The sequence below is a fragment of the Micrococcus sp. MS-ASIII-49 genome (genome assembly GCF_000946635.1).
Taxonomy (GTDB): Bacteria; Actinomycetota; Actinomycetes; order Actinomycetales; family Micrococcaceae; genus Micrococcus; species Micrococcus luteus.
Genome location: NZ_JXSP01000075.1, coordinates 1 through 21,036, shown reverse-complemented (window position 1 = coordinate 21,036; position 21,036 = coordinate 1). Strand labels below are relative to the sequence as shown.

Here is a 21,036-nt window from a genome sequence, read left to right as displayed (position 1 = left end):
CTCTCGCAGGGCCGGTTTCAGGACCGGCGGGCCTCGCGCCCTCCGCCTGCAGTGGTGATTGACAACCTCATAGAGGAGTCGCCCCCATGGGGCCGATCGGTTTCGACGGTGTGTGTCGCGTCGGGAGAAGCGGGCCGAGGATGCAGAGTCATCTCGTCAAACGCTCTCTGCAAACCAATAAGTGCCGAATCCAAGCGCACTGACTTCGCTCTCGCTGCCTGATCAGTGATCGAGTCCGTCACCCCGAGGTCGCTGTCGCCTCGGATCGTGGCGTCAGCTAGATAGCCACTGGGCGTCACCCTCGCCGGGGGTCGTGACGCCGACATCAATCCGGCTGGGTCCGGGTTGGCCGCCCGTCTGCGGGACGGCCAGGACCGAGCAACACCCACAGCAGACTGCGCCCGGAGAAGACCTGGCAACACCTCATCGGACGCGGGTTCAATTCCCGCCGGCTCCACTCACCACCACGGGAAGGCCCCGGAATCACCCCGATTTCGGGGCCTTCGTCGTGTCCATGCCGGTGTGCGGCGGCCCGCCCCTCAGCCGGCCAGGACGGCGTGCAGGCCCAGGCCGGCGCCCCAGCCGACGACGACGGCCACCAGCCCCAGACCCAGATGCGCGGCCCACAGGCGGGCGGCTGTGCCCCATCGACGGGCGAGCACGGCGTCGGCGGCCTCAGCGGCCACGGTGGACCACGTCCCCAGGGCGAGGCAGAACCCGGACACCACGGCGGACACCGCCGCGACGAGCATGATCCCCTGCCCGTCGCCCCCGCCCCCGGAGGTGTGCACCAGCTCCGGCACGGCCAGGCCGACGGTGACGCCGAGGAGCAGGGCCGCCGTCGTGTTGGCGGTGAGCAGACCCCGGGGCCCGATCCGGTCGGTCAGGCGCCGACGCGCCAGGGCGCCGAGCGCCCCGCCCGCCGCGAGGCAGGCCAGGAGGGCCACCTGGAGGAGGGCGAAGACCTCGTATCCCGCGCCGCTCATGCGTGCTCCGCCGAACGATCCGTCCCGACCACGGGCGACCCCGGGGCGCCCCCGGCGCGCAGGCCGAGCACGGCCGCCGCCGTCGAGAGTGCAGCCATCAGCGCAAGCACGAGCAGCACCGCTACCGCCGCGGCGAGGACGCCACCCGCCCCGGACACCGCGGCGCCCAGCCGCACCGGCCACAGCACCAGGGCGACGGCGCCGGAGATGGTGGTGAACGCACCGAGGAAGCCGGTTCCCAGCCCGGCCACCAGGCGTGGACGCCAGTCCGGCCCGCGGCGGCGCGAGGCCGCCCACAGCAGGCCGAGCAGGAACGAGCCGAGCACGTTCACCACGAACAGCGGCAGGGCCTGGACGAGCACATCCACCGCCCCGAACGCGGCGCCGAACGTGCCGCGGAAGTTGGGCGCCCCGGCCAGCGCGGTCACCGCGTTCATCACCCCCGCACCGCACAGCACGCCCGCGGCACCGCCGAGGGCCACCGCACCCGCAGCGCCGGGCCGGCGATCCGTCCCGCGCCCGCCCCTCCGGTCGGCCGTCGTCTCCCCCCGCGCGGCCATCAGGCGCCGTCCCCGGTCTCGTCACCCGTGCGCAGGCGGGCGAGGACGTCGTCGTGGAGCAGGCCGTTCGTGGCCAGCGCGTGCCCGCCGAACGGGCCGTCCTCGCCGTCCAGCGAGGTGAAGCGGCCGCCGGCCTCGCGCACGATCGGCACCAGAGCGGCCATGTCATGCAGCTCGAGCTCGGGCTCGGCCGCGATGTCCACGGCGCCCTCGGCGACGAGCATGTAGGACCAGAAGTCGCCGAAGCCGCGCACACGCCACACGTCCGAGGTGAGCTGCAGGAACGCGCGGATCGAGCCGCGTTCGCGCCAGCCCTCGATCGAGGAGAAGGACAGCGACGCGTCCTCGACCCGATCCACGCCGGACACGGTGATCCGCTGAGCACGCGTGAGCGAGGTGCCCGCGAAGGCGCCCTGGCCGGCCGCGGCCCACCAGCGCCGGTGCAGGGCGGGGGCGGAGACGACGCCGACGACGGGCTCGCCGTCGATCAGCAGCGCGATGAGGGTGGCCCACACGGGCACGCCGCGCACGAAGTTCTTGGTGCCGTCGATGGGGTCGACCACCCACTGCCGGCCGGAGCGGCTCAGAGATCCGCCGAACTCCTCACCCACGATGCCGTCGCGCGCCCGGGCACGGGACAGGGTCGAGCGGATGGACTCCTCGGCGGCGCGGTCCGCATCCGTGACAGGGGTGAGATCCGGCTTGGTGCTGACCTCGAGGTCCTGGGCCTTGAACCGGGACATCGTGATCGAGTCCACGTTGTCCGCCAGCATGTGGGCCAGCCGCAGGTCCTCCGTGAGGTCGCGGCCGCGGGTCGCAGGGTTCTCAGGTCGCTCCATGCCGCCCACGCTATACCGCGCGGGCCGCCTCAGTCCTCGGACGACGCCGCGTCCTCCGCCCCCGAGGGGGCCAGCCGGTTGCCGAGCAGACGCCGCAGCGAGGCCAGGCGTGCCGCTCCCGAGGGGCCGGCGTGGCCCGCGGCCACCCATGCGTCCAGGCCGCAGCCGGGGGAGTCGGCGGTGTGGGTGCAGCCGCGCGGGCAGTCCGCCAGCCCGCCGGCGAGGTCGTCGAACGCCTCCACCACGCGGTCCGGCTCGACCCAGCCCAGCCCGAAGGACCGGATGCCGGGGGTGTCCACCACCCAGGTGTCCGGCAGGGGGGCGCCGTCGTCGCCCGTCAGCGGCAGTGCGAGCGCGGACGAGGAGGTGTGCCGGCCCCGGCCGGTGACGGCGTTGACGTGGCCGGTGGCCCGTTCCGCGCCGGTGAGCGCGTTCAGCAGCGTGGACTTGCCGACGCCGGAGGGCCCCACGAACGCGCTCGTGTGCCCGATCAGCCGCTCGGCCACCCGGGCCACGAGCGAGGCGTCCAGGGCGGTGTCCCCGGTCTCGGCCTCGAAGGTCGCCGCACCGGAGGTCATCACCTCCAGGTCCAGGGCCTCGTAGTGCGCCACCAGCGCGGCCGGATCACGCAGGTCGGTCTTCGTGATGAGGAGCACCGGGTGGATGCCGGCGTCGTAGCAGGCGACCAGGGCGCGGTCGATGAAGCCGGTCCGGGGCTCCGGATTGGCCGCGGCCACCATGATCACCAGCAGGTCGGCGTTGGCCACCACCACCCGCTCGACCTCGTCCGAGTCGTCCGCCGACCGGCGCAGGACCGTGCTGCGCTCCTCGACACGGACGATGCGTGCGAGCGTGCCCTCGTCCCCGGAGAGGTCCCCGACGACGGCCACCCGGTCGCCCGTGGCGATCGGCGTGCGGCGCAGCTCGCGGGCGCGCATCGCCGTGATCCGCTCGTCCAGGCGATCCGGCAGCACCACGGCGTACCGGCCGCGGTCCACCGTGGTGACCATGCCGACCTGCGCATCCTCGTGCTTGGGCCGCTCCTTGGTGCGCGGGCGGGTGCCGCGTTTGGACGGGCGCACCCGGACATCGGACTCGTCCCACGCGGAGGGATCGAGGCGCCGGGCCATCAGCGGGCCTCCTCGGCCGCATCGCCGGGTGCCACGAGCGCGGTCCACAGTGCGGGGAAGTCCGGCATCGTCTTCGCGGTGGTCGCCACGTCCACGATGCCGGTCCCCGGCACGCGCAGGCCGACGACGGCGGCGAAGGTCGCCATCCGGTGGTCGTGGTAGGTCTCGAGGGCGGCGGGCGACAGCGGCCCCGACGCGTCCGTCCCCGGGAAGCCGAGCGACGTCTCGTCCTCGTCCACGGTGATCCCCAGGCGGGCGGCCTCGGCGGTGAGCGCGGCGAGCCGGTCCGTCTCATGGCCCCGCAGATGGCCGATCCCCGTCAGGCGGGTGGGCCCGGAGGCCAGCAGGGCGAGCGCGGCCGCGGTGGGGGCGAGCTCGGCCGTGTCCGCGATCTCACCGGCGCCGGTGATGCGGGGCGCGCCGTCGTCGTGGACCGCCCCCGTCACCGTGAGCCGGCCGCGGGAGCGGTCCGTGCGGTCGACCGTGAGGGCCACGCTCGCCCCGAACTGCGGCAGGATCCGCCGCCAGCGGTCGCCGATCTGCGTCGTGCGGGTGGGCCAGTCCGGCACCGTCACGGAGCCGCCCGTGGCCACGGCGGCGGCCAGGAAGGGGCCTGCGTTGGACAGGTCCGGCTCGACGGTCGCCTCGTGTGCCGGGATGCGCCCCGGGGCCACGGTCCACGCCCCGGGACCCGTCTCGGCGACGTCCACCTCGAGCGCGCGCAGCACCCCGACGGTCATCGCGACGTGCTCCGGACTCGGCACGGTCTGCCCGGTGTGCCGCAGCCGGAGGCCGCGCGGCATCCCCGCGGCCGCCAGCAGCGCGGCGGACAGGAACTGGGAGGAGCCGGAGGCGTCGACCGCGACCTCCGGCACGTCGCCGTCGGGGGCCACCGTGGCCGCGTCCGCGCGGGTCGTCATCGTGAAGGGCAGGCGACCGGGCTCGCCCTCCTCGTTGACGGCCACCCCGAGCTGGCGCAGCGCGTCCAGGACCGGGGCCATCGGGCGCAGGCGCGCGCCGGCGTCGCCGTCGAAGCGGACCCGGCCGGGCCGCAGCGCGGCGACGAACGGGACGAAGCGCATGACCGTCCCCGCCAGTCCGCAGTCCACGGCGACATCCCCGGCCAGCGGCTCGCCGACCGGCATCGGATGCACCCGCAGTCCGCCGTCGGACAGGGGCTCGAACCGGGCCCCGAGCGCTGTGAGCGCCGTGCGCATCAATGCCGTGTCCCGCGACTCGAGGACGCCGTGCAGGACGCACGGACCGTCGGCGAGCGCGGCGAGCACGAGATGCCGGTTCGTCAGCGACTTCGATCCCGGCAGCCGCACCTCTCCGCGCACCGGGCCGCGCGCCACGGGCGCGGGCCAGGTCTCGGCGGCGTCGGGACGGGGGGCGGGGGAGTGCGCGGCGGCACGCGTGGGGCGGGTCACCGGACCAGCCTATCCGGCGGCTGTCGGCCGGGGTCGGCCTGTCGCGGGGGAATACCTGGAACGCTCCTGGCGCTCCACTGGACGACCCCGTACCCGTGTCGGCGCACCGGTCCCGCTCGCCGCGGACCGCAGCCGGAGAGGAGCCCCGCATGAGCGCCGCCCTGCTGACGCATCCCTCCCGGACCGTAGACTGGCCCGCGATGAGCACTGACAACAGCCGGCCGGAATTCGCCCGGCCCGAGGACGCCCCCGAGCACGACCGCGCCGACATCGACGTCGCCGCCGAGTCCGAACAGCAGCGCCGTGCCCGGTTCGAGCGTGACGCCCTCGAGTTCGTGGACCAGTTGTACTCCGCTGCGCTGCGCATGACGCGCAACCCGCAGGACGCCGAGGACCTGGTCCAGGAGGCGTACACGAAGGCCTACTCCTCGTTCCACCAGTACCGGCCCGGCACCAACCTCAAGGCCTGGCTCTACCGGATCCTCACGAACACGTACATCAACCTCTACCGCAAGCGGCAGCGCCAGCCCCTCGAGGCGGACAACCCTGAGGTGGAGGACTGGCAGATGGCCCGGGCCGCCGAGCACACCTCCGGTGGCCTGCGCTCGGCCGAGACGGAGGCCCTCGACCGGCTGCCCGACTCCCAGGTGAAGGACGCCCTGCAGGCGATCCCGGAGGAGTTCCGGCTCGCCGTCTACTTCGCGGACGTGGAGGGCTTCGCCTACAAGGAGATCGCCGAGATCCTCGACGTGCCGATCGGCACCGTCATGTCGCGGCTGCACCGCGGCCGCAAGCAGCTGCGCGAGCGCCTCGCGGACTACGCGGCCGCGCGCGGCATCAAGGCCCAGCCGAAGAAGAAGACCGGGCGCGGCGGCACGAAGCAGACCGAGACGAGCACGAAGGAGGCCACGCGATGACCGCGGACCAGCACGGCCATGAGTGCCGCGACGCCCAGGACGCCTCCCTGGAGCGGCTGTACCAGTACCTGGACGGCGCCCTGACGCCCGAGGACATCGAGCAGGTGCGCGCCCACGTGGCGGAGTGTCCGGACTGCCGGCACCAGAAGGAGCTCGAAGAGCTCATCCGCTCGGCGGTGCGTCGGTGCTGCCAGGAGAAGGCGCCCGCGCAGCTGCGGGCCACCATCATGACCCGCATCACCCAGATCTCGACGACGACCGTCACCTGGGGCTGACACCGCGACATGCGGACCCGTGGGCACCCGATCGGGCGCCCCGACGATGACGAAGGGCCGTCCCCTGAGGGGACGGCCCTTCGTGGTCTGCGGTCGCCGGGTGGCACCCGGCCGGTCCGCGACGCCGATCAGCGGATCAGGCGTTGGGACGCTTGCCGTGGTTGGCGCCGTTCCTGCGGCGGTCGCGACGCTTGCGTGCACGCTTGCTCATGACGGCTCCCTTCAACGAGTCGGTCGGTGGTCCATTCTGTCACATCAGGCCGTGGGCTCAGGCAGACCGAGCCACTGGTACCAGCCCCGGTGCAGCACGAGCCACGCGATGAGCCCGTGGCCCGCCTGCCCCGGGCGGCCCTGGCCGGAGGCGAGGTCCGAGCGCCACTGCTCGTGGCCCACCAGCGGGGTGAACGTGTCCACGTACACGTGGTTGCGCCGGTCGGCCACATCCAGGTAGGCGGCGTTGAGCTCGGCGAGCCGGGCATTGCGCTGCTCGTCCAGGGTGGGCGTGGGGCCCACCACGAGCACCGGGATGTTCCGCTGCGAGGCGGTGTCCAGGACGTTGGCCAGGTTCAGCCGCGAGCGGGCGGTCGAGGTGGCCTCCAGGTCCAGGTCCGCGTCGGACAGGGCCACGACGAGGCGGTTCTCCGTCTCCTCGGAGAAGCGCCGCGAGGCCTCGCCCCACCAGCGCTCGTTGAGGTCCTCGGTGGTCTCGTGCGGCACGGCCAGCACGTAGTTCTCCAGCTCCACGTCGGGGGCCTGGGTGCGGGCGAGCACGCGGCCCCACCAGCCGATGGCGCGGGCGTCGCCCGCACCGGCCAGCAGCTGGTCGCCGACGGCGGCGATCCGGATCCGGCGGTTGTGCACAGTGTGTCCTTTCGTCGGCCGATCCGGCGCCGCCGCCGCACCGGAGGGTGCGGCGGCGGCGCAGGGTCGGTCCGGGTCAGCGGCCGAAGGCGGCGTCCAGCAGCGTGCTGAGCTCCTGGTCGTGGCGGCCCTTGGTGCCCGCGGAGGTCGCGGCCGAGGCCGGGCGGGACACGAGGGTCACGGGGCCGTCGAGCTGCGGCACGAGGTTCAGTGCCATGAACGGCCACGGGCCCTGGTTCGCGGGCTCGTCCTGCACCCAGGTGACGTCGGCGACCGGGTAGGCGCGGAGCGCCTTGCGGATCTCGTCGAGCGGCAGCGGGTAGAGCTGCTCCACCCGCACGATCGCGGTGGACGTGTCACCGGACTTCTCGCGGCGGGCGAGCAGGTCGTAGTACAGCCGGCCGGAGACCAGCACCACGCGCGTGACGTCCTTGGCGTCCACCCCGGCGTCCGGGATGACCGGCTGGAAGCCGCCCTCGGTGAAGTCCTCCACCGAGTTCGCGGCGGCCTTGAGGCGCAGCAGCTGCTTCGGGGTGAACACGATGAGGGGCCGACGCGGGCGGGCGTAGGCGTGCTCGCGCAGCAGGTGGAAGTGGTTCGCGCCCGTGGAGGGGTTGACCACGCGCATGTTGTCCTCGGCGCACATCTGCAGGAAGCGCTCGATGCGGGCGGAGGAGTGGTCCGGCCCCTGTCCCTCGTAGCCGTGGGGGAGGAGCAGGACCACGGACGAGGTCTGCGACCACTTCTGATCGGCCGAGGAGATGAACTCGTCGATGATCGTCTGCGCGCCGTTCACGAAGTCGCCGAACTGGGCCTCCCACAGCACGAGGGCGTCGGAGCGCTCCACGGAGTAGCCGTACTCGAAGCCGAGGGCGGCGTACTCGGACAGCAGCGAGTTGTAGACCCAGAACTTCGCCTGGTCCTCGGAGAGGTGCTTCAGCGGCGCCCACGTCTCGTCGGTGATCCGGTCGTGGAACACCGAGTGGCGCTGCGTGAAGGTGCCGCGCTGGGAGTCCTGGCCCGCCAGGCGGACCGGCACGCCCTCCATGAGCAGCGAGCCGAAGGCCGCCAGCTCGGCGAAGCCCCAGTCGATGCCGCCGTCCACGGCCATCTTGGCGCGGCGCTCGAGCAGGGCCGCGAGCTTGGGGTGGACCGTGAAGCCCTCGGGCACGTCGATGTGCGCCTGCCCGATGGCCCGCAGCGTCTCGGCCGAGATGGCCGTGGACGCCGGCGCCTCCGGGGCCGCGTCCCGGTCCTCGGCCGGGCGGAGGCCCTCCCCGCCGGAGGCGGGCGCGTCCTCGTGGGTCTCCGCGAAGACCCGCTCCAGCTGCTGCTGGTAGTCCTTCAGGGCGCTGTCCGCCTCCTCCTGCGTGATGTCGCCGCGGCCCACGAGGGACTCGACGTACAGCTTGCGGGTGGAGCGCTTCTGCTCGATGAGGTTGTACATGCGCGGCTGCGTCATCGACGGGTCGTCGCCCTCGTTGTGGCCGCGGCGGCGGTAGCAGACGAGGTCGATGACGACGTCCTTGTTGAACCGCTGGCGGTACTCGAAGGCGAGCTGGGCCACGTGCACCACGGACTCCGGCTCGTCGCCGTTGACGTGGAAGATCGGGGCCTGGATGGTCTTGGCCACGTCGGTGGAGTACACCGCGGAGCGCGCCTGGGTCGGCGGCGTGGTGAAGCCCACCTGGTTGTTCACGATCACGTGGATCGTGCCGCCGGTGCGGTAGCCGGGCAGCTGCGAGAGCTGCAGGACCTCGGTCACGACGCCCTGGCCGGCGAAGGCCGCGTCGCCGTGCACCAGGATCGGCAGAACGGAGAAGGAGTCCGGGCGCTGGCCGCCCAGATCGAGGCGGTCCTGCTTGGCACGCACGACGCCCTCGAGGACCGGGTTCACGGCCTCCAGGTGCGAGGGGTTGGCGGCGAGGTACACGCGGGTGCTGTTGCCGGCGTCGGACACGAAGGTGCCCTCGGTGCCCATGTGGTACTTCACGTCGCCCGAGCCCGAGGCGCCGCCCGGGGTGGCCCCCTCGAACTCGCGGAAGACCTGGCTGTAGGTCTTGCCGGCGATGTTGGTCAGCACGTTCAGGCGACCGCGGTGCGCCATGCCGATGGCGACCTCGTCCAGCCCGGCGTCGGCGGCGTCGCCGAGGATGCCGTCCAGCAGCGGGATGAGGGACTCGCCGCCCTCCAGGGAGAAGCGCTTCTGGCCGATGTACTTGGTCTGCAGGAACGTCTCGAACGCCTCCGCGGCGTTGAGGCGGCCCAGGATGCGCAGCTGCTCCTCGCGGGTGGGCTTGGCGTACGGCTGCTCGAGCTTCTCCTGGAACCAGGCGCGCTCGGCCGGGTCCTGGATGTGCATGTACTCGACGCCGATGGTGCGGCAGTACGCGTCACGCAGCACGCCGAGGATCTTGCGCAGCGTCAGGCTGCCCGCCCCGCCGAAGCCGCCGGTGGGCCACTCGCGGTCCAGGTCCCACAGGGTGAGCCCGTGCTCGCGGATGTCGAGGTCCGGGTGGTAGGCCATCGAGTACTCGAGCGGGTCCACGTTGGCCAGCAGGTGGCCGCGGTCCCGGTACGCGTGGATGAGCTGCTGGATGCGGGCGACCTTGCCGATCTGCTCCTCCGGGTTCACCTGCACGTCCTGGGCCCAGCGGACGGGCTCGTAGGGGATGCGCAGGGAGTGGAAGACCTCGTCGTAGAAGCCGTCCTCGCCCAGCAGGAGGCCGTGCACGATCTTCAGGAACTCGCCGGAGCCGGCGCCCTGGATCACGCGGTGGTCGTACGTGGAGGTCAGCGTGATCGTCTTGGAGATCGCCAGGTCGTGCAGCGTGGACTCGGCGGCGCCCTGGAAGGCGGCCGGATAGGTCAGCGCGCCGACGCCGATGATGGCGGCCTGGCCCTGGGACAGGCGGGGCACCGAGTGCACGGTGCCGATACCGCCCGGGTTGGTCAGGGAGACCGTGGTGCCGGCGTAGTCGTCCATCGTCAGCTTGTTCTTGCGGGCGCGCTGGACGAGGTCGTCGTACGCCTTCCAGAAGCCGCGGAAGTCGAGGGTCTCGGCGGCCTTGACGTTGGGGACCACGAGCGCGCGGGTGCCGTCCGGGCGGGGCAGGTCGATGGCCAGGCCGAAGTTCACGTGGGCCGGCTCCACCATGGTGGGCTTGCCGTCGCGCTCCTCGTAGGTCACGTTCATCGAGGGCATGGCCGCGAGCGCGCGGACCACGGCGTAGCCGATGAGGTGGGTGAAGGAGACCTTGCCGCCGCGGGTGCGGGCCAGGTGGCTGTTGATGACCACGCGGTTGTCGATCAGCACCTTGGCCGGCAGGTCGCGCACGGTGGTGGCGGTGGGCACGGATAGGGAGGCGTCCATGTTCGTGGCCACGGCCTTGGCCATGCCCTTGAGGACGGTGGCCTTCTCCTGCTTCTCGTCCGCGGTGGTGGTGGCGGTGTCGGCGGGCTCGGAGGGCACGGCCTGGGCCGCCGGGGTCTTCTTGGGCTTGGGGCCGGTGCTGACCGAGGTCTCCTTGGGCTGCGCACCCCGGGCCGGGGCGGTCGCCGCCTTCGGCTCGGTCACCTTGGCGGTGGCCTTCGGCTCGGCCTTGGCGGCGGTCTTCGGCTCGGTCTTGGCGGCGGCCTTCGGCTCGGCCTCGGCGGCGGGGGCGCTGGCCTCGAGACGGGCGAAGATCTGTGCCCACTGCCGGTCCACGGAACCGGAGTCCTCGCGGTACTTCCGGTAGATCTCGGCCACCAGCCGTTCGTTCCCCGGGAACTCCTGTGCGAGCCGGTCCGACGTGAGTTCTGGCACTGTGTAACGCCTCTTCCTGAGCCTTGGGATGCGATGTGCTGCGCCGGGCCACCCGCGCGGCGCGCGTGGGGCCGGGAACGCCTCGAGACATCATAGTTCTTCGACGCCCCCGGTCGGAATGCCGCGGCCTCGGCTCGACTCCGCTCCCGGCGGACGCGCGGGGGCCTCACGGCGTCCGCCTCGTCTGGGAGACTGACGCCATGCGCTTCCTCACCGACCCGGCCGTCGACCTGACGTACAACGACGTCTTCCTCGTGCCCTCACACTCGGACGTCGCCAGTCGCATGGACGTGGACATCGCCCCGGATGACGGCACGGGCGCCACCATCCCCCTGGTCTCCGCCAACATGACCGCCGTCACCGGGCGCCGGATGGTCGAGACCATGGCCCGGCGCGGCGGTCTCGGGATCCTGCCGCAGGACATCCCGGCGGACGTGATCCGGGACGTCGTGCGTCGGGTGAAGGCGGCCCACCCCGTGGCGGACACCGCCCTGACCGTCGGCCCGCAGGACACGGTGCTGGACCTGCTCCACCTCGTGGACCGCCGCAACCACGGGGCCGTCTGCGTGGTGGACGCGCACGGCGGGCTGCTCGGCGTGGTCCGCCCCCAGGACTGCGAGGACGTGGACCGCTTCACCTCGGCCGCCTCCGTCATGCACCCTCCGGTGGTGACCCTCACGCTCGCCGAGCTCGGCGGCACGGACGGGGCCCCGAGCAAGGACGCGCTGCGGGCGGCCTTCGAGCGCCTGCACGCCGCGCACCAGGAGATGGCCCCCGTCGTGGACCCGGCGGTGGGCACCGCCGCCCCCGTGCTGCGCGGGGTCGTCACCGCGGCGGGCCTGCTGCGCTCGTCCTTGTTCACGCCCGGTCTCGACGACGACGGACGGCTCCGCGTCGGCGCCGCCGTCGGCATCAACGGGGCGGTGGGGGAGAAGGCCGCCGTCCTGGTCGAGGCCGGCGTCGACGTGCTCGTCGTGGACACCGCGCACGGTCATCAGCGGACCATGCTGGACGCGCTCGCCGCCGTGCGGGCCCTCGACCCCGGCGTGCCCGTGGTGGCCGGCAACGTCGTCTCCGGCGACGGCGTCCGGGACCTGGTCGCGGCCGGCGCGGACATCGTCAAGGTGGGCGTGGGACCGGGCGCGATGTGCACCACGCGCATGCAGACCGCGGTGGGCCGGCCCCAGTTCTCGGCGGTCCTGGAGTGCGCCGCCGCGGCCCGCGAGCTCGGGGCACGCGTGTGGGCGGACGGCGGGGTGAAGCACCCGCGGGACGTGGCGCTCGCGCTGGCCGCCGGAGCCAGCTCGGTGATGATCGGCTCGTGGTTCGCGGGGACGCTCGAGTCTCCGGGCGACCTCGTGCACGGTCCGGACGGTCGGCGGTACAAGGAGAGCTTCGGCATGGCCTCGGCCCGCGCGGTCCAGCACCGCACCCGCCACGAGGACGCCTTCACCAAGGCCCGCAAGGCGATGTTCGAGGAGGGCATCTCCTCCTCGCGCATGTACGTGGACCCGCGCCGCCCCTCGGTGGAGGACCTGCTGGACACCATCACGTCCGGTGTGCGCTCGTCGCTGACCTACGCCGGCGCCCACGACCTGGCGGAGTTCCGTGAGCGCGCCGTCGTCGGCCTGCAGTCCGCGGCGGGCTACGAGGAGGGCCGGCCGGTCGCCTCGTCGTGGTGAGGCGGCCGCATGCCCCTGCTCGTTCCGCCGGGGCCTGACGCCCCTATACTGGGCGGACTATGGATCACCCTGACACCTGTGTGCCAGACCGCTCGTCCGCCCACGCGGACGCGGCCGGATCGGAGCCTTCCAGTCCCGGTGCCCCGCACCGCCGCCCGGCCCGCCGTCGAGGGGGTGAGGTCGGGTGGAGTGGCTCCTGCTGATCCTCGGCCTGGCCCTGATCGTGGGCACCGGGTTCTTCGTGGCCGTCGAGTTCGCCATGATCGCGATCGACGTGCCCACCGTGCAGCGCATGGTGGACGCGGGTGACCGCGGCGCCGAGCCCCTGCTGCGCTGTCTCAAGTCACTCTCGACCCAGCTCTCCGCGTGCCAGCTGGGCATCACTCTGACCACACTGCTCACCGGCTACGTGATGGACCCGGCGATCAGCCGGCTCATCGACCCGCTGCTGCTCCAGGTGGGGCTGCCGGCCGGCGTGGTGGGCACCGTCTCGCTCGTCGTCGCGATGGTCGTGGCGACCCTGCTCTCGATGCTCCTCGGCGAGCTGATCCCCAAGAACATGTCCATCGCCGAGCCCATGGCGATCGGCCGCGCACTCGCCCGGCCCCAGCTCGTGTTCAGCACCGTGTTCAAGCCGGCGATCCTGGTCCTGAACGGGTTCTCCAACGGCGTGCTGGCCCGCGTGGGCATCGAGGCCAAGGAGGAGATCTCCGGCGCCCGCAGCCCCGAGGAGCTCTCCTCGCTGGTCCGCCGCTCGGCCCAGCTGGGCACGCTCGACGCGCAGACCGCCACGTTCCTGGACCGGACGCTGCGCTTCGCGGACCGCACCGCCGCGGACGTGATGACCCCGCGCATCCGCGTGGAGACGGTGAGGGAGGACCAGGCTCTGCCCGAGGTCCTGGACCTGGCCCGCAGCACCGGCTACTCGCGGTTCCCCGTGATCGGCGACTCCTCGGACGACATCCGCGGCGTGGTGCACGTGAAGAAGGTCGTGGCCGTGCCGCGGGAGCGCCGCGCCGACCTCGAGGCCGGTGCACTGATGACGGAGGTCATCCGCGTGCCGGAGACCGTGCACCTGGACCAGCTGCTGGCCGAGCTGCGCGACGCGAACCTGCAGATGGCCGTCGTCGTGGACGAGTACGGGGGCACCGCAGGGGTGGTCACGCTCGAGGACGTGGTGGAGGAGATCGTCGGCGAGGTCGCGGACGAGCACGACCGCGTCACCCCGGGGGTCCTCCAGACGGCCTCCGGCCGCTGGTACTTCCCGGCGGAGCTGCGGCCCGACGAGGTGCGGACCCAGATCCCGGCCCTCGTGGTGCCGGAGGACGGGGCCTACGAGACCGTCGGCGGGTACATCCTGGCCCGACTGGGGCGCCTGGCGGAGGTCGGGGACGTGGTGGACGTGGACGGCGGCACCCTGACGGTCGAGCGGATGGACGGCCGCCGCATCGAGCGCGTGCGCTTCGACCCGGCCGCTGAGGACGAGGAGACGCGCGCATGAACGGGGACGTCGTCGGACTGCTGTGGCTGGTGGTCCTGTTGGCCGCCAACGCCTTCTTCGTGGCGGGCGAGTTCGCCGTCATGGGCGCCCGCCGGGCGCAGATCGAGCCGCGGGCCGAGGCCGGCTCCCGCCAGGCCCAGGTGGCGCTCTACGCGATGGAGCACGTCTCCCAGATGCTGGCCGTCTGCCAGCTCGGCATCACGGTGTGCTCCCTGCTCATCCTCAACGTGTCCGAGCCGGCGCTGCACCACCTGCTCGTCGTCCCGATGGCCGCCCTCGGGGTCCCGTCCGCGGCGGCGGACGTGACCGCCTTCGTGCTCGCGCTGCTGGTGGTCACCTTCCTGCACGTGACCCTGGGCGAGATGGTGCCCAAGAACGCCGCCGTCTCGTTCGCGGACCGCGCCGTGATGCTGCTGGCCCAGCCGCTCGTGTGGCTCTCGAAGCTGCTGCATCCCGTCGTGGCCGCGCTGAACTGGACGGCCAACCTCGTGCTGCACGCCCTGCGCATCGAGCCGAAGGACGAGGTGGCCTCCTCCTACACGCTCGAGGAGGTGCAGTCGATCGTGGCCGAGTCCACCCGCTCGGGCACCCTGGAGGACGAGTCCGGCGTGCTGCACTCGGCCCTCGAGTTCTCGGACCACCGGGCCGGGGACGTGATGGTGCCGCTCGAGCGGGTCGTCACCGTCCCCGAGGGGATCACGCCGCACGACTTCGAGTGGACCGTGGGCCGCGTGGGCTTCTCCCGGTTCGTGGTCGAGGACCCCGACGGCGGCTACACCGGCTACCTGCACCTGAAGGACGTCCTCACCGTGGGCCCGTCGGGACACGACGAGCCGATCCCGCTCACGCGCGTGCGCTCGCTGGCCAACGTGCGGCTCGAGGACGAGGTCGAGGACGCACTCGCGCTCATGCAGCGCACGGGCTCCCACCTCGCCCGGGTCATCACGCCCGAGGGCGAGACCGCGGGCATCCTCTTCCTCGAGGACGTGCTCGAGGAGCTCGTCGGGGAGATCAACGACGTGACGCAGTCGCCACGTCGGTTCCGGCCCGCGTGAGCGTCGCGCGGGCGGCGCGGTGCTACTGTTGAGAACCGATTTCACACATCCTCCCGACACGAACGAGGTCGCCCCATGCTCCGCCGCCGTCGTCTGCCCGCCCTGACCGGGGCCCTCACCGCGCTCACCCTGAGCCTCGCCGCGTGCGGCGGGACCAGCGGCGACTCCGCGGGCGAGCAGGCCGCGGGCGCCTCTGCTGCCGCCGGGTCCGGCTCGGCCGCGGGCGCGCCCGTGGCCGTCGCCACGACGACGCAGCTCGGCTCCGTGCTCGACCGCGTGGTCGCGTGCGCCGACGCCCGCAGCGTCACGGTGATGGGCCCGGGGGATGATCCGCACGACTTCTCCGCCTCGTCCGCGCAGGTGAAGGACATGGTCTCCTCCGGCCTCGTGTTCTCCAACGGCCTCGGCCTCGAGGGCGGCATGGAGTCCGCCCTCGCCAACGCCGAGGCGGACGGCGCGACCGTCGTCGAGGTGGCGCCCCAGCTGGATCCGCTGCCCTTCGGCGGCCATGACCACGCCGAGGAGGGGGCGGGCCACGAGGGCCATGACCACGGGTCCGAGGACCCGCACGTCTGGATGGACGTCGCCCGCATGGCGAGGGCCGCCGAGCTGATGGGCGACACGCTCGCCCAGGAGCGGGGTGACGAGAGGTTCGCCGAGTGCGGCGCGACCGTGCGCGGGGAGCTCGAGCAGACGGACACGCAGGTCCGGGAGATCCTCGCCGGGGTCCCGGAGGACCGCCGCATGCTGGTCACGGACCACGACGCCTACGGCTACTTCAGCGAGGCCTACGACTTCACCGTGTCCGGCGTCGTCGTCCCGGGCGGCTCCACCGACGGCGAGCCCTCCTCCCAGGAGATCGCCGAGCTCGCCCGGTCCATCCGCGACGGCGGCGCAGACGCCGTGATCACGTCCGTGGGCGCGCGCAACAGCCTCGTGGACACCGTGGCCGAGGAGGCCGGCGACCTGCCGGTCATCGAGGTCTACGAGGGCGGCGTCGGCCCGAAGGACACCCCGGAGGCGGACTACGCCGAGGCCATGCTCCTCAACGCCCGCACCCTCGCCGACGCGCTGGAGGGCTGAGGATGGACTGGCTGCTCGAGTCCTTCCAGATGGGATTCCAGCAGCGCGCCCTCGTCGGCGGACTCATCGCCGTGGTGATGTGCTCGGTCGTGGGCACGTGGCTGGTGCTGCGCGGGATGAGCTTCTTCGGGGACGCGTTCGTGCACGGTGTCCTGCCGGGCATCGCCCTGGCGGTCGTCACCGGTGGCAGCCCCCACCTCGGTGCGGCGGTGGCCGCCGTCGTCATGATGGCGGGCATCTCGCTGGTGCACCGGGCCACCACCCTCAAGGAGGACACCGCCATCGGCCTGCTCTTCGTGGGGATGATGGCCCTGGGCGTGGTGATCATCTCCAAGTCGGACTCCTACACGGGATCGCTCACGTCGATCCTGTTCGGCGATGTGCTGGGGGTCAGCGTGGACGGCATCGTGACCCAGGCGGTCATCGCCGTCGTGGTGATCGCCCTGGCCCTGCTGCTCTACCGGCCCCTGCTGGCACTGAGCTTCTCCGAGGTCAAGGCGCGCTCGCTGGGCATGCGACCGGGGCTGACGCACACGCTGCTGCTGGTGATGATCGGCGCGGCCGTGATCGGTTCGTTCCAGGCGGTGGGCACGGTGCTCGTGTTCGGCCTCCTCGTGGGACCGCCCGCGACGGCGGCGCTGCTGACGCGCAGCGTCCCCCAGATGATGCTCGTCTCCGTCGTGATCGGCGCGGCGTGCGTCGTCACCGGGCTCACCCTCAGCTACCGGCTGGGCACGGCGGGTTCGGCCACCATGGCGCTCATGCCGATCCTGCTGTTCTTCGTCGTGCTCGCCGTCCGCGCCGCCGTGCTGGCGCTCCTGGGCCGGCACGTGCGCTCGCGCGCGCAGCGTGAGCAGGAGACGCCGGTCGTGGCCCTGCCCGGAGCGGAGGTCGCCCGATGAACGCGTCCTTCCCCGCGGGCGCCGCGGCGGCCACGCCTCCCCTCGCGGTCGCCCGGGCGCTCGAACTGCGCCACGGCTCGCACGTGGCCGTCCGGCCCTCCGACTTCACCCTGCCGGCCCGGCGGCTGATCGCGGTGATCGGGCCCAACGGCTCCGGCAAGTCCACGCTGCTGACCGCCCTGGCGGGCCTGAGCGACCCGGCCTCCGGTGCGCTGGAGGTGCTCGGCGAGAACCCGCGGCGGCGCTCGCAGCGCACCTCCTTCGTGATGCAGTCCATCGGCGTGCCCCAGGGAGTGCCGGTGACGGTGCGCGACGTCGTCGGGATGGGCCGGTACCCCACGCTCGGGTGGTTCCGCCCGTTCCGGAAGCAGGACCGGGACATCGTGCGGGCCGCCATGGAGCGCATGCAGGTCGCGGACCTGGCGCGGCGGCACCTCGACCAGCTCTCCGGCGGCCAGCGCCAGCGCGCCTACGTGGCCCAGGGCCTCGCCCAGGACCACGACGTGCTGCTGCTCGACGAGCCGATGACGGGCCTCGACATCGTCTCCGCCCGCACGATCGACGACCTCCTCCACGAGGAGCCGACGCGCGGGGTGTCCGTGGTCTACACGACCCACGATCTCGACGAGGCTGCGGAGGCGGACCATGTGGTCCTGATGGGCGGGCGTGTCGTGGCCTCCGGCCCGCCGCGGAACGTGCTCACGGTCGAGAACCTGGACATCGCCTACGGCCGGGGCGCCCTGCACGGGCCCTCCAAGGCAGTCGAGGACCCGGCGGACTTCCTGGACGACCCCGCGGGCGGCATCCGCCACTGACCGGGGCCCGGCCCCGGGGTCAGGCCGCGCGGGTGCGCCCCTCGGCCCGGCAGCGGGCACAGACGCCGGTGATCTCCACCGTGTGGTCCGCGTCCGTGAAGCCGTGCTCCGCGGCGACGGCGGTGGCCCACGCCTCGACGTGGGGGGCGGTGACCTCGACGGTGGTCCAGCAGATCCGGCACACCAGGTGGTGATGGTGGCCCTCGTCCTCGCACCGGCGGTACACGGTCTCGCCGTCGTCGCGGCGGAGCATGTCCACGAGGCCGTCGTCGAGCTGCTGCTGCAGGGTCCGGTACACGGTGGCCAGCGAGACGCGTTCGCCCTGGTCCTGGAGGCGGGCATGGAGCTCCTGCGCGCTCACGAAGTCCGGGATGCGGTCCAGGGCTCGGTCGACGGCGGCCTTCTGCCGGGTCGCCCGGGGACGGGCGGCCCGGGGGCTGGGCTGGGGGGCGCTCACGGTGCTCACGACTCCTTCTGCGGCGGCTGCCGCCTCCTCCGCGCGGTCCGGAACAGGTCCGCGCGGGCCATCCTCCAGGTTATCAGCGGCGCCGAATGGGGCGTGGAGTAGGGTGTCCGGGTGCACAGCGAGAGCCCGGACCCATCCCCTGTCCCGGACCGCGACGGCGCCGCCCCCGATCGACCCGACCCGCTGATCGTCGTCGACGAGGGGCAGGGCCGCGTGGTCCCGGCGCCCACGGCGGCCCCGTCCTCGTCCCATGACGCCGGCGGCGACCCGGACGCGGACATCGACGGCGTCGACCCTGAGGCCGCCGAGCCGCCCACCCTGGTGACGGTGGACGTGCTGGCCGGCTGGCTCGGCCTGGCCCCCGTCGAGGACCTGCCGCCGGTGCCCGGGGGCCCGGCCTACGCCCAGCCGGGCCGATGCCGCCCGAACCGGGTGATCCTGCTCGACGTCCGGTTCCGGGCCACGGGGGGCGGGCCGGACCACGCCGCCTATCTCCAGGGCCATCTGCCCGGCGCCGTCTACGTCTCCCTGCCCAGCCAGCTCGCCGGCCACGCCGGTCCGGCGGCGGGGCGCCACCCCCTGCCGGACGCGCGCCAGTTCGCGGAGACCGTGCGGATGTGGGGGATCGACGAGGGGGACACCATCGTGGTCTACGACGACGACCACGGCCTGTCCGCCGCGCGCGCCTGGTGGCTGCTGCGCCACGCGGGGCTGCGGGACTCCGTGCTCCTGGACGGCGGCCTCGAGGCGTGGCGCGCCGCGGGCCTGCCCCTGCAGCCCGGTGAGGTCATCCCGGTGCCCGGCACCGCCCGGCCGTCGTGGGGCCGCATGCCCGTCGTGGACACGGCCGGCGCCGAGGCGATGGCCTCCGGCGGTCTGCTCCTCGACGCGCGGGCGGCCGAACGCTACCGCGGGGAGGTCGAGCCCTTCGACCCCGTGGCCGGGCACATCCCCGGGGCGCGGAACGTGCCCACGGCGGAGAGCATCGCCGAGGACGGCCGCCTGCGGCCCGCCGCAGAGCTGGCGGAGCGGTTCGACGCCGTCGGCGTGGACGACGCCACTCCCGTGGCCGTGTACTGCGGCTCGGGCATCACCGCGGCGCACGCCGTGCTCACCCTGGCCGTCGCGGGGCGACCCGGAGTGGCGCTCTACCCGGGTTCGTGGTCAGCATGGGTCCAGGACCCGTCCAACGCCGTCGCGGTCGGCCCCGAGCCCTACGGCGCGTCCGGCCGGGACTGACGAGCCCCGGGGCCCCGCCCCGCCGACCCCCAGGAGGACCCCCCATGGCCACCGTCTTCAGCAGGATCATCGCCGGCGAGCTGCCCGCCCGCTTCGTGTGGCAGGACCCGACGTGCGTCGCGTTCCTGTCCGCCGCGCCGCTCCAGCCGGGGCACACGCTCGTGGTGCCCCGTGAGGAGGTGGACGAATGGGTGGAGGTCGACCCGGCGCTGGTCACGCACCTGACGACGGTCGCCCAGCAGATCGGCAAGGCGCAGGTGGCGGCGTTCTCCGCCCGCCGGGCCGGGCTCATGATCGCCGGCTATGAGATCCCGCACCTGCACGTGCATGTGTGGCCCTCCACCTCGCTCGCCGACTTCGACCTGGCCCGCGTGGACAACGCCCCCGATCCGGCGGACCTGGACGACGCCGCCGCCCGCCTCCGCGCGGCCCTGCGGGACCTGGGCCACGGCGAGGTCGTCCCGCAGGACTGACGGCCCGCGCCGCCCGGGCCCGACTCAGGCGCGCGTGGCCCGGGCGAGCGCCTGACGCACCCGCTTCTCGGAGACCGAGACCGCCGTGCCCAGCTCCTGGGCGAAGAACGAGACGCGCAGCTCCTCGATGAGCCAGCGCACCCGCTCCAGCTCCGCGGGCACGGGCGTGCCCGCGAACCGGGCGCGGTGGGCCGCGACGGCGGCGTCGAACTCGTCCTCGAGCCCCTGCACCACCGCCATGTGCTGCCCGTCGCGCTGCAGGTGGCCGCCGGCGTCCAACCGGTCCAGGCGCGTCAGCATGCCCTGCAGGTAGCGCGGCAGGTGCTGCAGCCGCTCCCAGCCCGTGGTGGCCACGAAGCCGGGGAACACGAGCTGCTCGAGGTGTGCCTTCACGTCCGACAGCGCCGGCGCGAGGGCGAGCGAGACCGAGCCCTTGAGCCGGCGTCGCACCTGCGCGGCCCGGGAGAGCACCTGCTCCACCAGGGACGTGACGGCGAAGACCGTGTCGATCAGGTCGGCCCGCACCCGGTCGAACAGGGCGCGGAACGCGGCCTCGTCGAACGGCAGCTCGTCCCCGACGAGACGGTCGACGGCGGCCTGCGTGCAGTCCGCGACGAGGGAGTCCACCGAGCCGTGCGGATTCTGGGTGAAGGTGAGCTTCTCCCTGTTGTCCAGGTGGTCCAGCACGTAGCGCTGGGGGCTGGGCAGGGTGGCCAGCAGCAGCCGGATCACCCCGGCCCGGTGCCAGGCCGCCTGGTCCTCCGCGGACCGGGCCACGGTCAGGCCGGCCGCGGGGCCGCCGTCGGGCGTGGTCTCGGGCACCAGGCTCGGGTAGCCCGTGATGGCGGGGCCGCGCGCCCCGGCCGCGGTGGAGACGGTCTTCGGCACCGTGCCGATGCTCCATGAGGTCAGCCCGTGCCGCTCCTCGAAGGCCGGCGTCGCGCCGGACCGCCCGGGGCCCTCCGGGCGACGGCGTCCCTCGGCCCCGGCCCGCCCGTCGGCCTGGGCCCGGCC

The 21,036-nt window shown here is 73.3% G+C and carries 20 protein-coding genes and 1 other RNA gene; 11 read left to right on the top strand and 10 right to left on the bottom strand.

Translation table 11 applies throughout. The annotated features are described in order from the left end of the window. The first annotated feature begins 88 nt into the window (after positions 1-88). Positions 89-460, top strand: a transfer-messenger RNA (tmRNA) gene (gene ssrA, locus SJ20_RS11685). Positions 461-539: 79 nt separating this feature from the next. On the opposite strand, the gene SJ20_RS05690 is transcribed toward ssrA, so the two are convergent. From SJ20_RS05690 to aroA, 5 genes are all read right to left on the bottom strand, one after another. Then, entirely contained in the window at positions 540-986 is a 447-nt protein-coding gene (locus SJ20_RS05690; protein ID WP_044659237.1) for a CrcB family protein, read from the bottom strand. Next, on the bottom strand, positions 983-1,468 hold the full coding sequence (locus tag SJ20_RS05685; RefSeq protein WP_044659236.1) for a CrcB family protein: 486 nt from the start codon (positions 1,466-1,468) through the stop codon (positions 983-985). Before SJ20_RS05685 ends, SJ20_RS05690 begins: the two co-directional genes overlap by 4 nt. Positions 1,469-1,545: 77 nt before the next feature. After that, entirely contained in the window at positions 1,546-2,385 is an 840-nt protein-coding gene (gene hisN / locus SJ20_RS05680; RefSeq protein WP_044659235.1) for a histidinol-phosphatase, read from the bottom strand. Between the two features lie 29 nt (positions 2,386-2,414). Continuing rightward, on the bottom strand, positions 2,415-3,515 hold the full coding sequence (rsgA, locus tag SJ20_RS05675) for a ribosome small subunit-dependent GTPase A (protein WP_044659234.1): 1,101 nt from the start codon (positions 3,513-3,515) through the stop codon (positions 2,415-2,417). Continuing rightward, positions 3,515-4,945, bottom strand: coding sequence for a 3-phosphoshikimate 1-carboxyvinyltransferase (gene aroA, locus SJ20_RS05670; RefSeq protein ID WP_044659233.1), 1,431 nt, complete (start codon positions 4,943-4,945; stop codon positions 3,515-3,517). The genes rsgA and aroA overlap by 1 nt, the downstream gene beginning before the upstream one ends. A 200-nt stretch (positions 4,946-5,145) precedes the next feature. On the opposite strand from aroA, the gene SJ20_RS05665 reads away from it, so the two are divergent. Continuing rightward, positions 5,146-5,862 (top strand): sigma-70 family RNA polymerase sigma factor, encoded by a 717-nt coding sequence (locus tag SJ20_RS05665; protein WP_036314006.1) that lies wholly within the window; start codon positions 5,146-5,148, stop codon positions 5,860-5,862. After that, positions 5,859-6,137 carry a mycothiol system anti-sigma-R factor gene (gene rsrA, locus SJ20_RS05660; protein WP_036381745.1) on the top strand — a complete coding sequence of 93 codons (279 nt, stop codon included), beginning with the start codon at positions 5,859-5,861 and terminating at the stop codon, positions 6,135-6,137. The genes SJ20_RS05665 and rsrA overlap by 4 nt, the downstream gene beginning before the upstream one ends. Positions 6,138-6,273: 136 nt before the next feature. Here the strand turns inward: rsrA and SJ20_RS12345 are convergent, their stop codons facing one another. The 3 genes from SJ20_RS12345 to SJ20_RS05650 all read right to left on the bottom strand — a co-directional run bounded on the left by SJ20_RS12345 (position 6,274) and on the right by SJ20_RS05650 (position 10,806). Further along, positions 6,274-6,348 (bottom strand): 50S ribosomal protein bL37, encoded by a 75-nt coding sequence (locus tag SJ20_RS12345; protein WP_095346645.1) that lies wholly within the window; start codon positions 6,346-6,348, stop codon positions 6,274-6,276. A gap of 44 nt (positions 6,349-6,392) precedes the next feature. Further along, complete coding sequence (locus tag SJ20_RS05655; protein ID WP_004167659.1) at positions 6,393-6,998, bottom strand: GDSL-type esterase/lipase family protein; 606 nt, start codon at positions 6,996-6,998, stop codon at positions 6,393-6,395. A 76-nt stretch (positions 6,999-7,074) separates the two neighbouring features. After that, positions 7,075-10,806: a multifunctional oxoglutarate decarboxylase/oxoglutarate dehydrogenase thiamine pyrophosphate-binding subunit/dihydrolipoyllysine-residue succinyltransferase subunit gene (locus SJ20_RS05650; RefSeq protein WP_044659232.1), complete on the bottom strand. Its 3,732-nt coding sequence runs from the start codon at positions 10,804-10,806 to the stop codon at positions 7,075-7,077. A 200-nt stretch (positions 10,807-11,006) separates the two neighbouring features. On the opposite strand from SJ20_RS05650, the gene SJ20_RS05645 reads away from it, so the two are divergent. The 6 genes from SJ20_RS05645 to SJ20_RS05620 all read left to right on the top strand — a co-directional run bounded on the left by SJ20_RS05645 (position 11,007) and on the right by SJ20_RS05620 (position 17,844). Then, on the top strand, positions 11,007-12,488 hold the full coding sequence (locus tag SJ20_RS05645; protein ID WP_044659231.1) for a GuaB1 family IMP dehydrogenase-related protein: 1,482 nt from the start codon (positions 11,007-11,009) through the stop codon (positions 12,486-12,488). A 184-nt stretch (positions 12,489-12,672) separates the two neighbouring features. Next, complete coding sequence (locus SJ20_RS05640; protein WP_041104315.1) at positions 12,673-13,989, top strand: hemolysin family protein; 1,317 nt, start codon at positions 12,673-12,675, stop codon at positions 13,987-13,989. Further along, positions 13,986-15,044: a hemolysin family protein gene (locus SJ20_RS05635; RefSeq protein ID WP_041104317.1), complete on the top strand. Its 1,059-nt coding sequence runs from the start codon at positions 13,986-13,988 to the stop codon at positions 15,042-15,044. Before SJ20_RS05640 ends, SJ20_RS05635 begins: the two co-directional genes overlap by 4 nt. 75 nt (positions 15,045-15,119) lie before the next feature. Beyond that, positions 15,120-16,127 carry a metal ABC transporter substrate-binding protein gene (locus tag SJ20_RS05630; RefSeq protein ID WP_044659230.1) on the top strand — a complete coding sequence of 336 codons (1,008 nt, stop codon included), beginning with the start codon at positions 15,120-15,122 and terminating at the stop codon, positions 16,125-16,127. A gap of 2 nt (positions 16,128-16,129) precedes the next feature. Beyond that, on the top strand, positions 16,130-17,029 hold the full coding sequence (locus tag SJ20_RS05625; RefSeq protein WP_044659229.1) for a metal ABC transporter permease: 900 nt from the start codon (positions 16,130-16,132) through the stop codon (positions 17,027-17,029). Further along, entirely contained in the window at positions 17,026-17,844 is an 819-nt protein-coding gene (locus SJ20_RS05620) for a metal ABC transporter ATP-binding protein (protein WP_044659228.1), read from the top strand. The genes SJ20_RS05625 and SJ20_RS05620 overlap by 4 nt, the downstream gene beginning before the upstream one ends. Positions 17,845-17,863: 19 nt before the next feature. Here the strand turns inward: SJ20_RS05620 and SJ20_RS05615 are convergent, their stop codons facing one another. Continuing rightward, a complete protein-coding gene (locus SJ20_RS05615; RefSeq protein ID WP_036337773.1) occupies positions 17,864-18,310 on the bottom strand; it encodes a Fur family transcriptional regulator in 447 nt (148 codons plus the stop codon). A gap of 111 nt (positions 18,311-18,421) precedes the next feature. On the opposite strand from SJ20_RS05615, the gene SJ20_RS05610 reads away from it, so the two are divergent. Together SJ20_RS05610 and SJ20_RS05605 are read left to right on the top strand one after the other, a co-directional pair. Beyond that, positions 18,422-19,549: a sulfurtransferase gene (locus SJ20_RS05610; protein WP_044659227.1), complete on the top strand. Its 1,128-nt coding sequence runs from the start codon at positions 18,422-18,424 to the stop codon at positions 19,547-19,549. 44 nt (positions 19,550-19,593) lie between these two features. Further along, positions 19,594-20,022 (top strand): HIT family protein, encoded by a 429-nt coding sequence (locus tag SJ20_RS05605; protein ID WP_044659226.1) that lies wholly within the window; start codon positions 19,594-19,596, stop codon positions 20,020-20,022. Between the two features lie 24 nt (positions 20,023-20,046). On the opposite strand, the gene SJ20_RS05600 is transcribed toward SJ20_RS05605, so the two are convergent. Continuing rightward, a partial coding sequence (locus SJ20_RS05600) for a DUF3418 domain-containing protein (RefSeq protein ID WP_044659225.1) occupies positions 20,047-21,036 on the bottom strand: 990 nt, incomplete at its 5' end.

Bases quoted from the DNA above. Each gene is read 5' to 3' on its own strand.
- SJ20_RS05690 (WP_044659237.1), bottom strand. From the start codon at position 986: ATGAGCGGCGCGGGATACGAGGTCTTCGCCCTCCTCCAGGTGGCCCTC.
- hisN (WP_044659235.1), bottom strand. From the start codon at position 2,385: ATGGAGCGACCTGAGAACCCTGCGACCCGCGGCCGCGACCTCACGGAG.
- rsgA (WP_044659234.1), bottom strand. From the start codon at position 3,515: ATGGCCCGGCGCCTCGATCCCTCCGCGTGGGACGAGTCCGATGTCCGG.
- SJ20_RS05665 (WP_036314006.1), top strand. From the start codon at position 5,146: ATGAGCACTGACAACAGCCGGCCGGAATTCGCCCGGCCCGAGGACGCC.
- rsrA (WP_036381745.1), top strand. From the start codon at position 5,859: ATGACCGCGGACCAGCACGGCCATGAGTGCCGCGACGCCCAGGACGCC.
- SJ20_RS05645 (WP_044659231.1), top strand. From the start codon at position 11,007: ATGCGCTTCCTCACCGACCCGGCCGTCGACCTGACGTACAACGACGTC.
- SJ20_RS05635 (WP_041104317.1), top strand. From the start codon at position 13,986: ATGAACGGGGACGTCGTCGGACTGCTGTGGCTGGTGGTCCTGTTGGCC.
- SJ20_RS05630 (WP_044659230.1), top strand. From the start codon at position 15,120: ATGCTCCGCCGCCGTCGTCTGCCCGCCCTGACCGGGGCCCTCACCGCG.
- SJ20_RS05625 (WP_044659229.1), top strand. From the start codon at position 16,130: ATGGACTGGCTGCTCGAGTCCTTCCAGATGGGATTCCAGCAGCGCGCC.
- SJ20_RS05620 (WP_044659228.1), top strand. From the start codon at position 17,026: ATGAACGCGTCCTTCCCCGCGGGCGCCGCGGCGGCCACGCCTCCCCTC.
- SJ20_RS05605 (WP_044659226.1), top strand. From the start codon at position 19,594: ATGGCCACCGTCTTCAGCAGGATCATCGCCGGCGAGCTGCCCGCCCGC.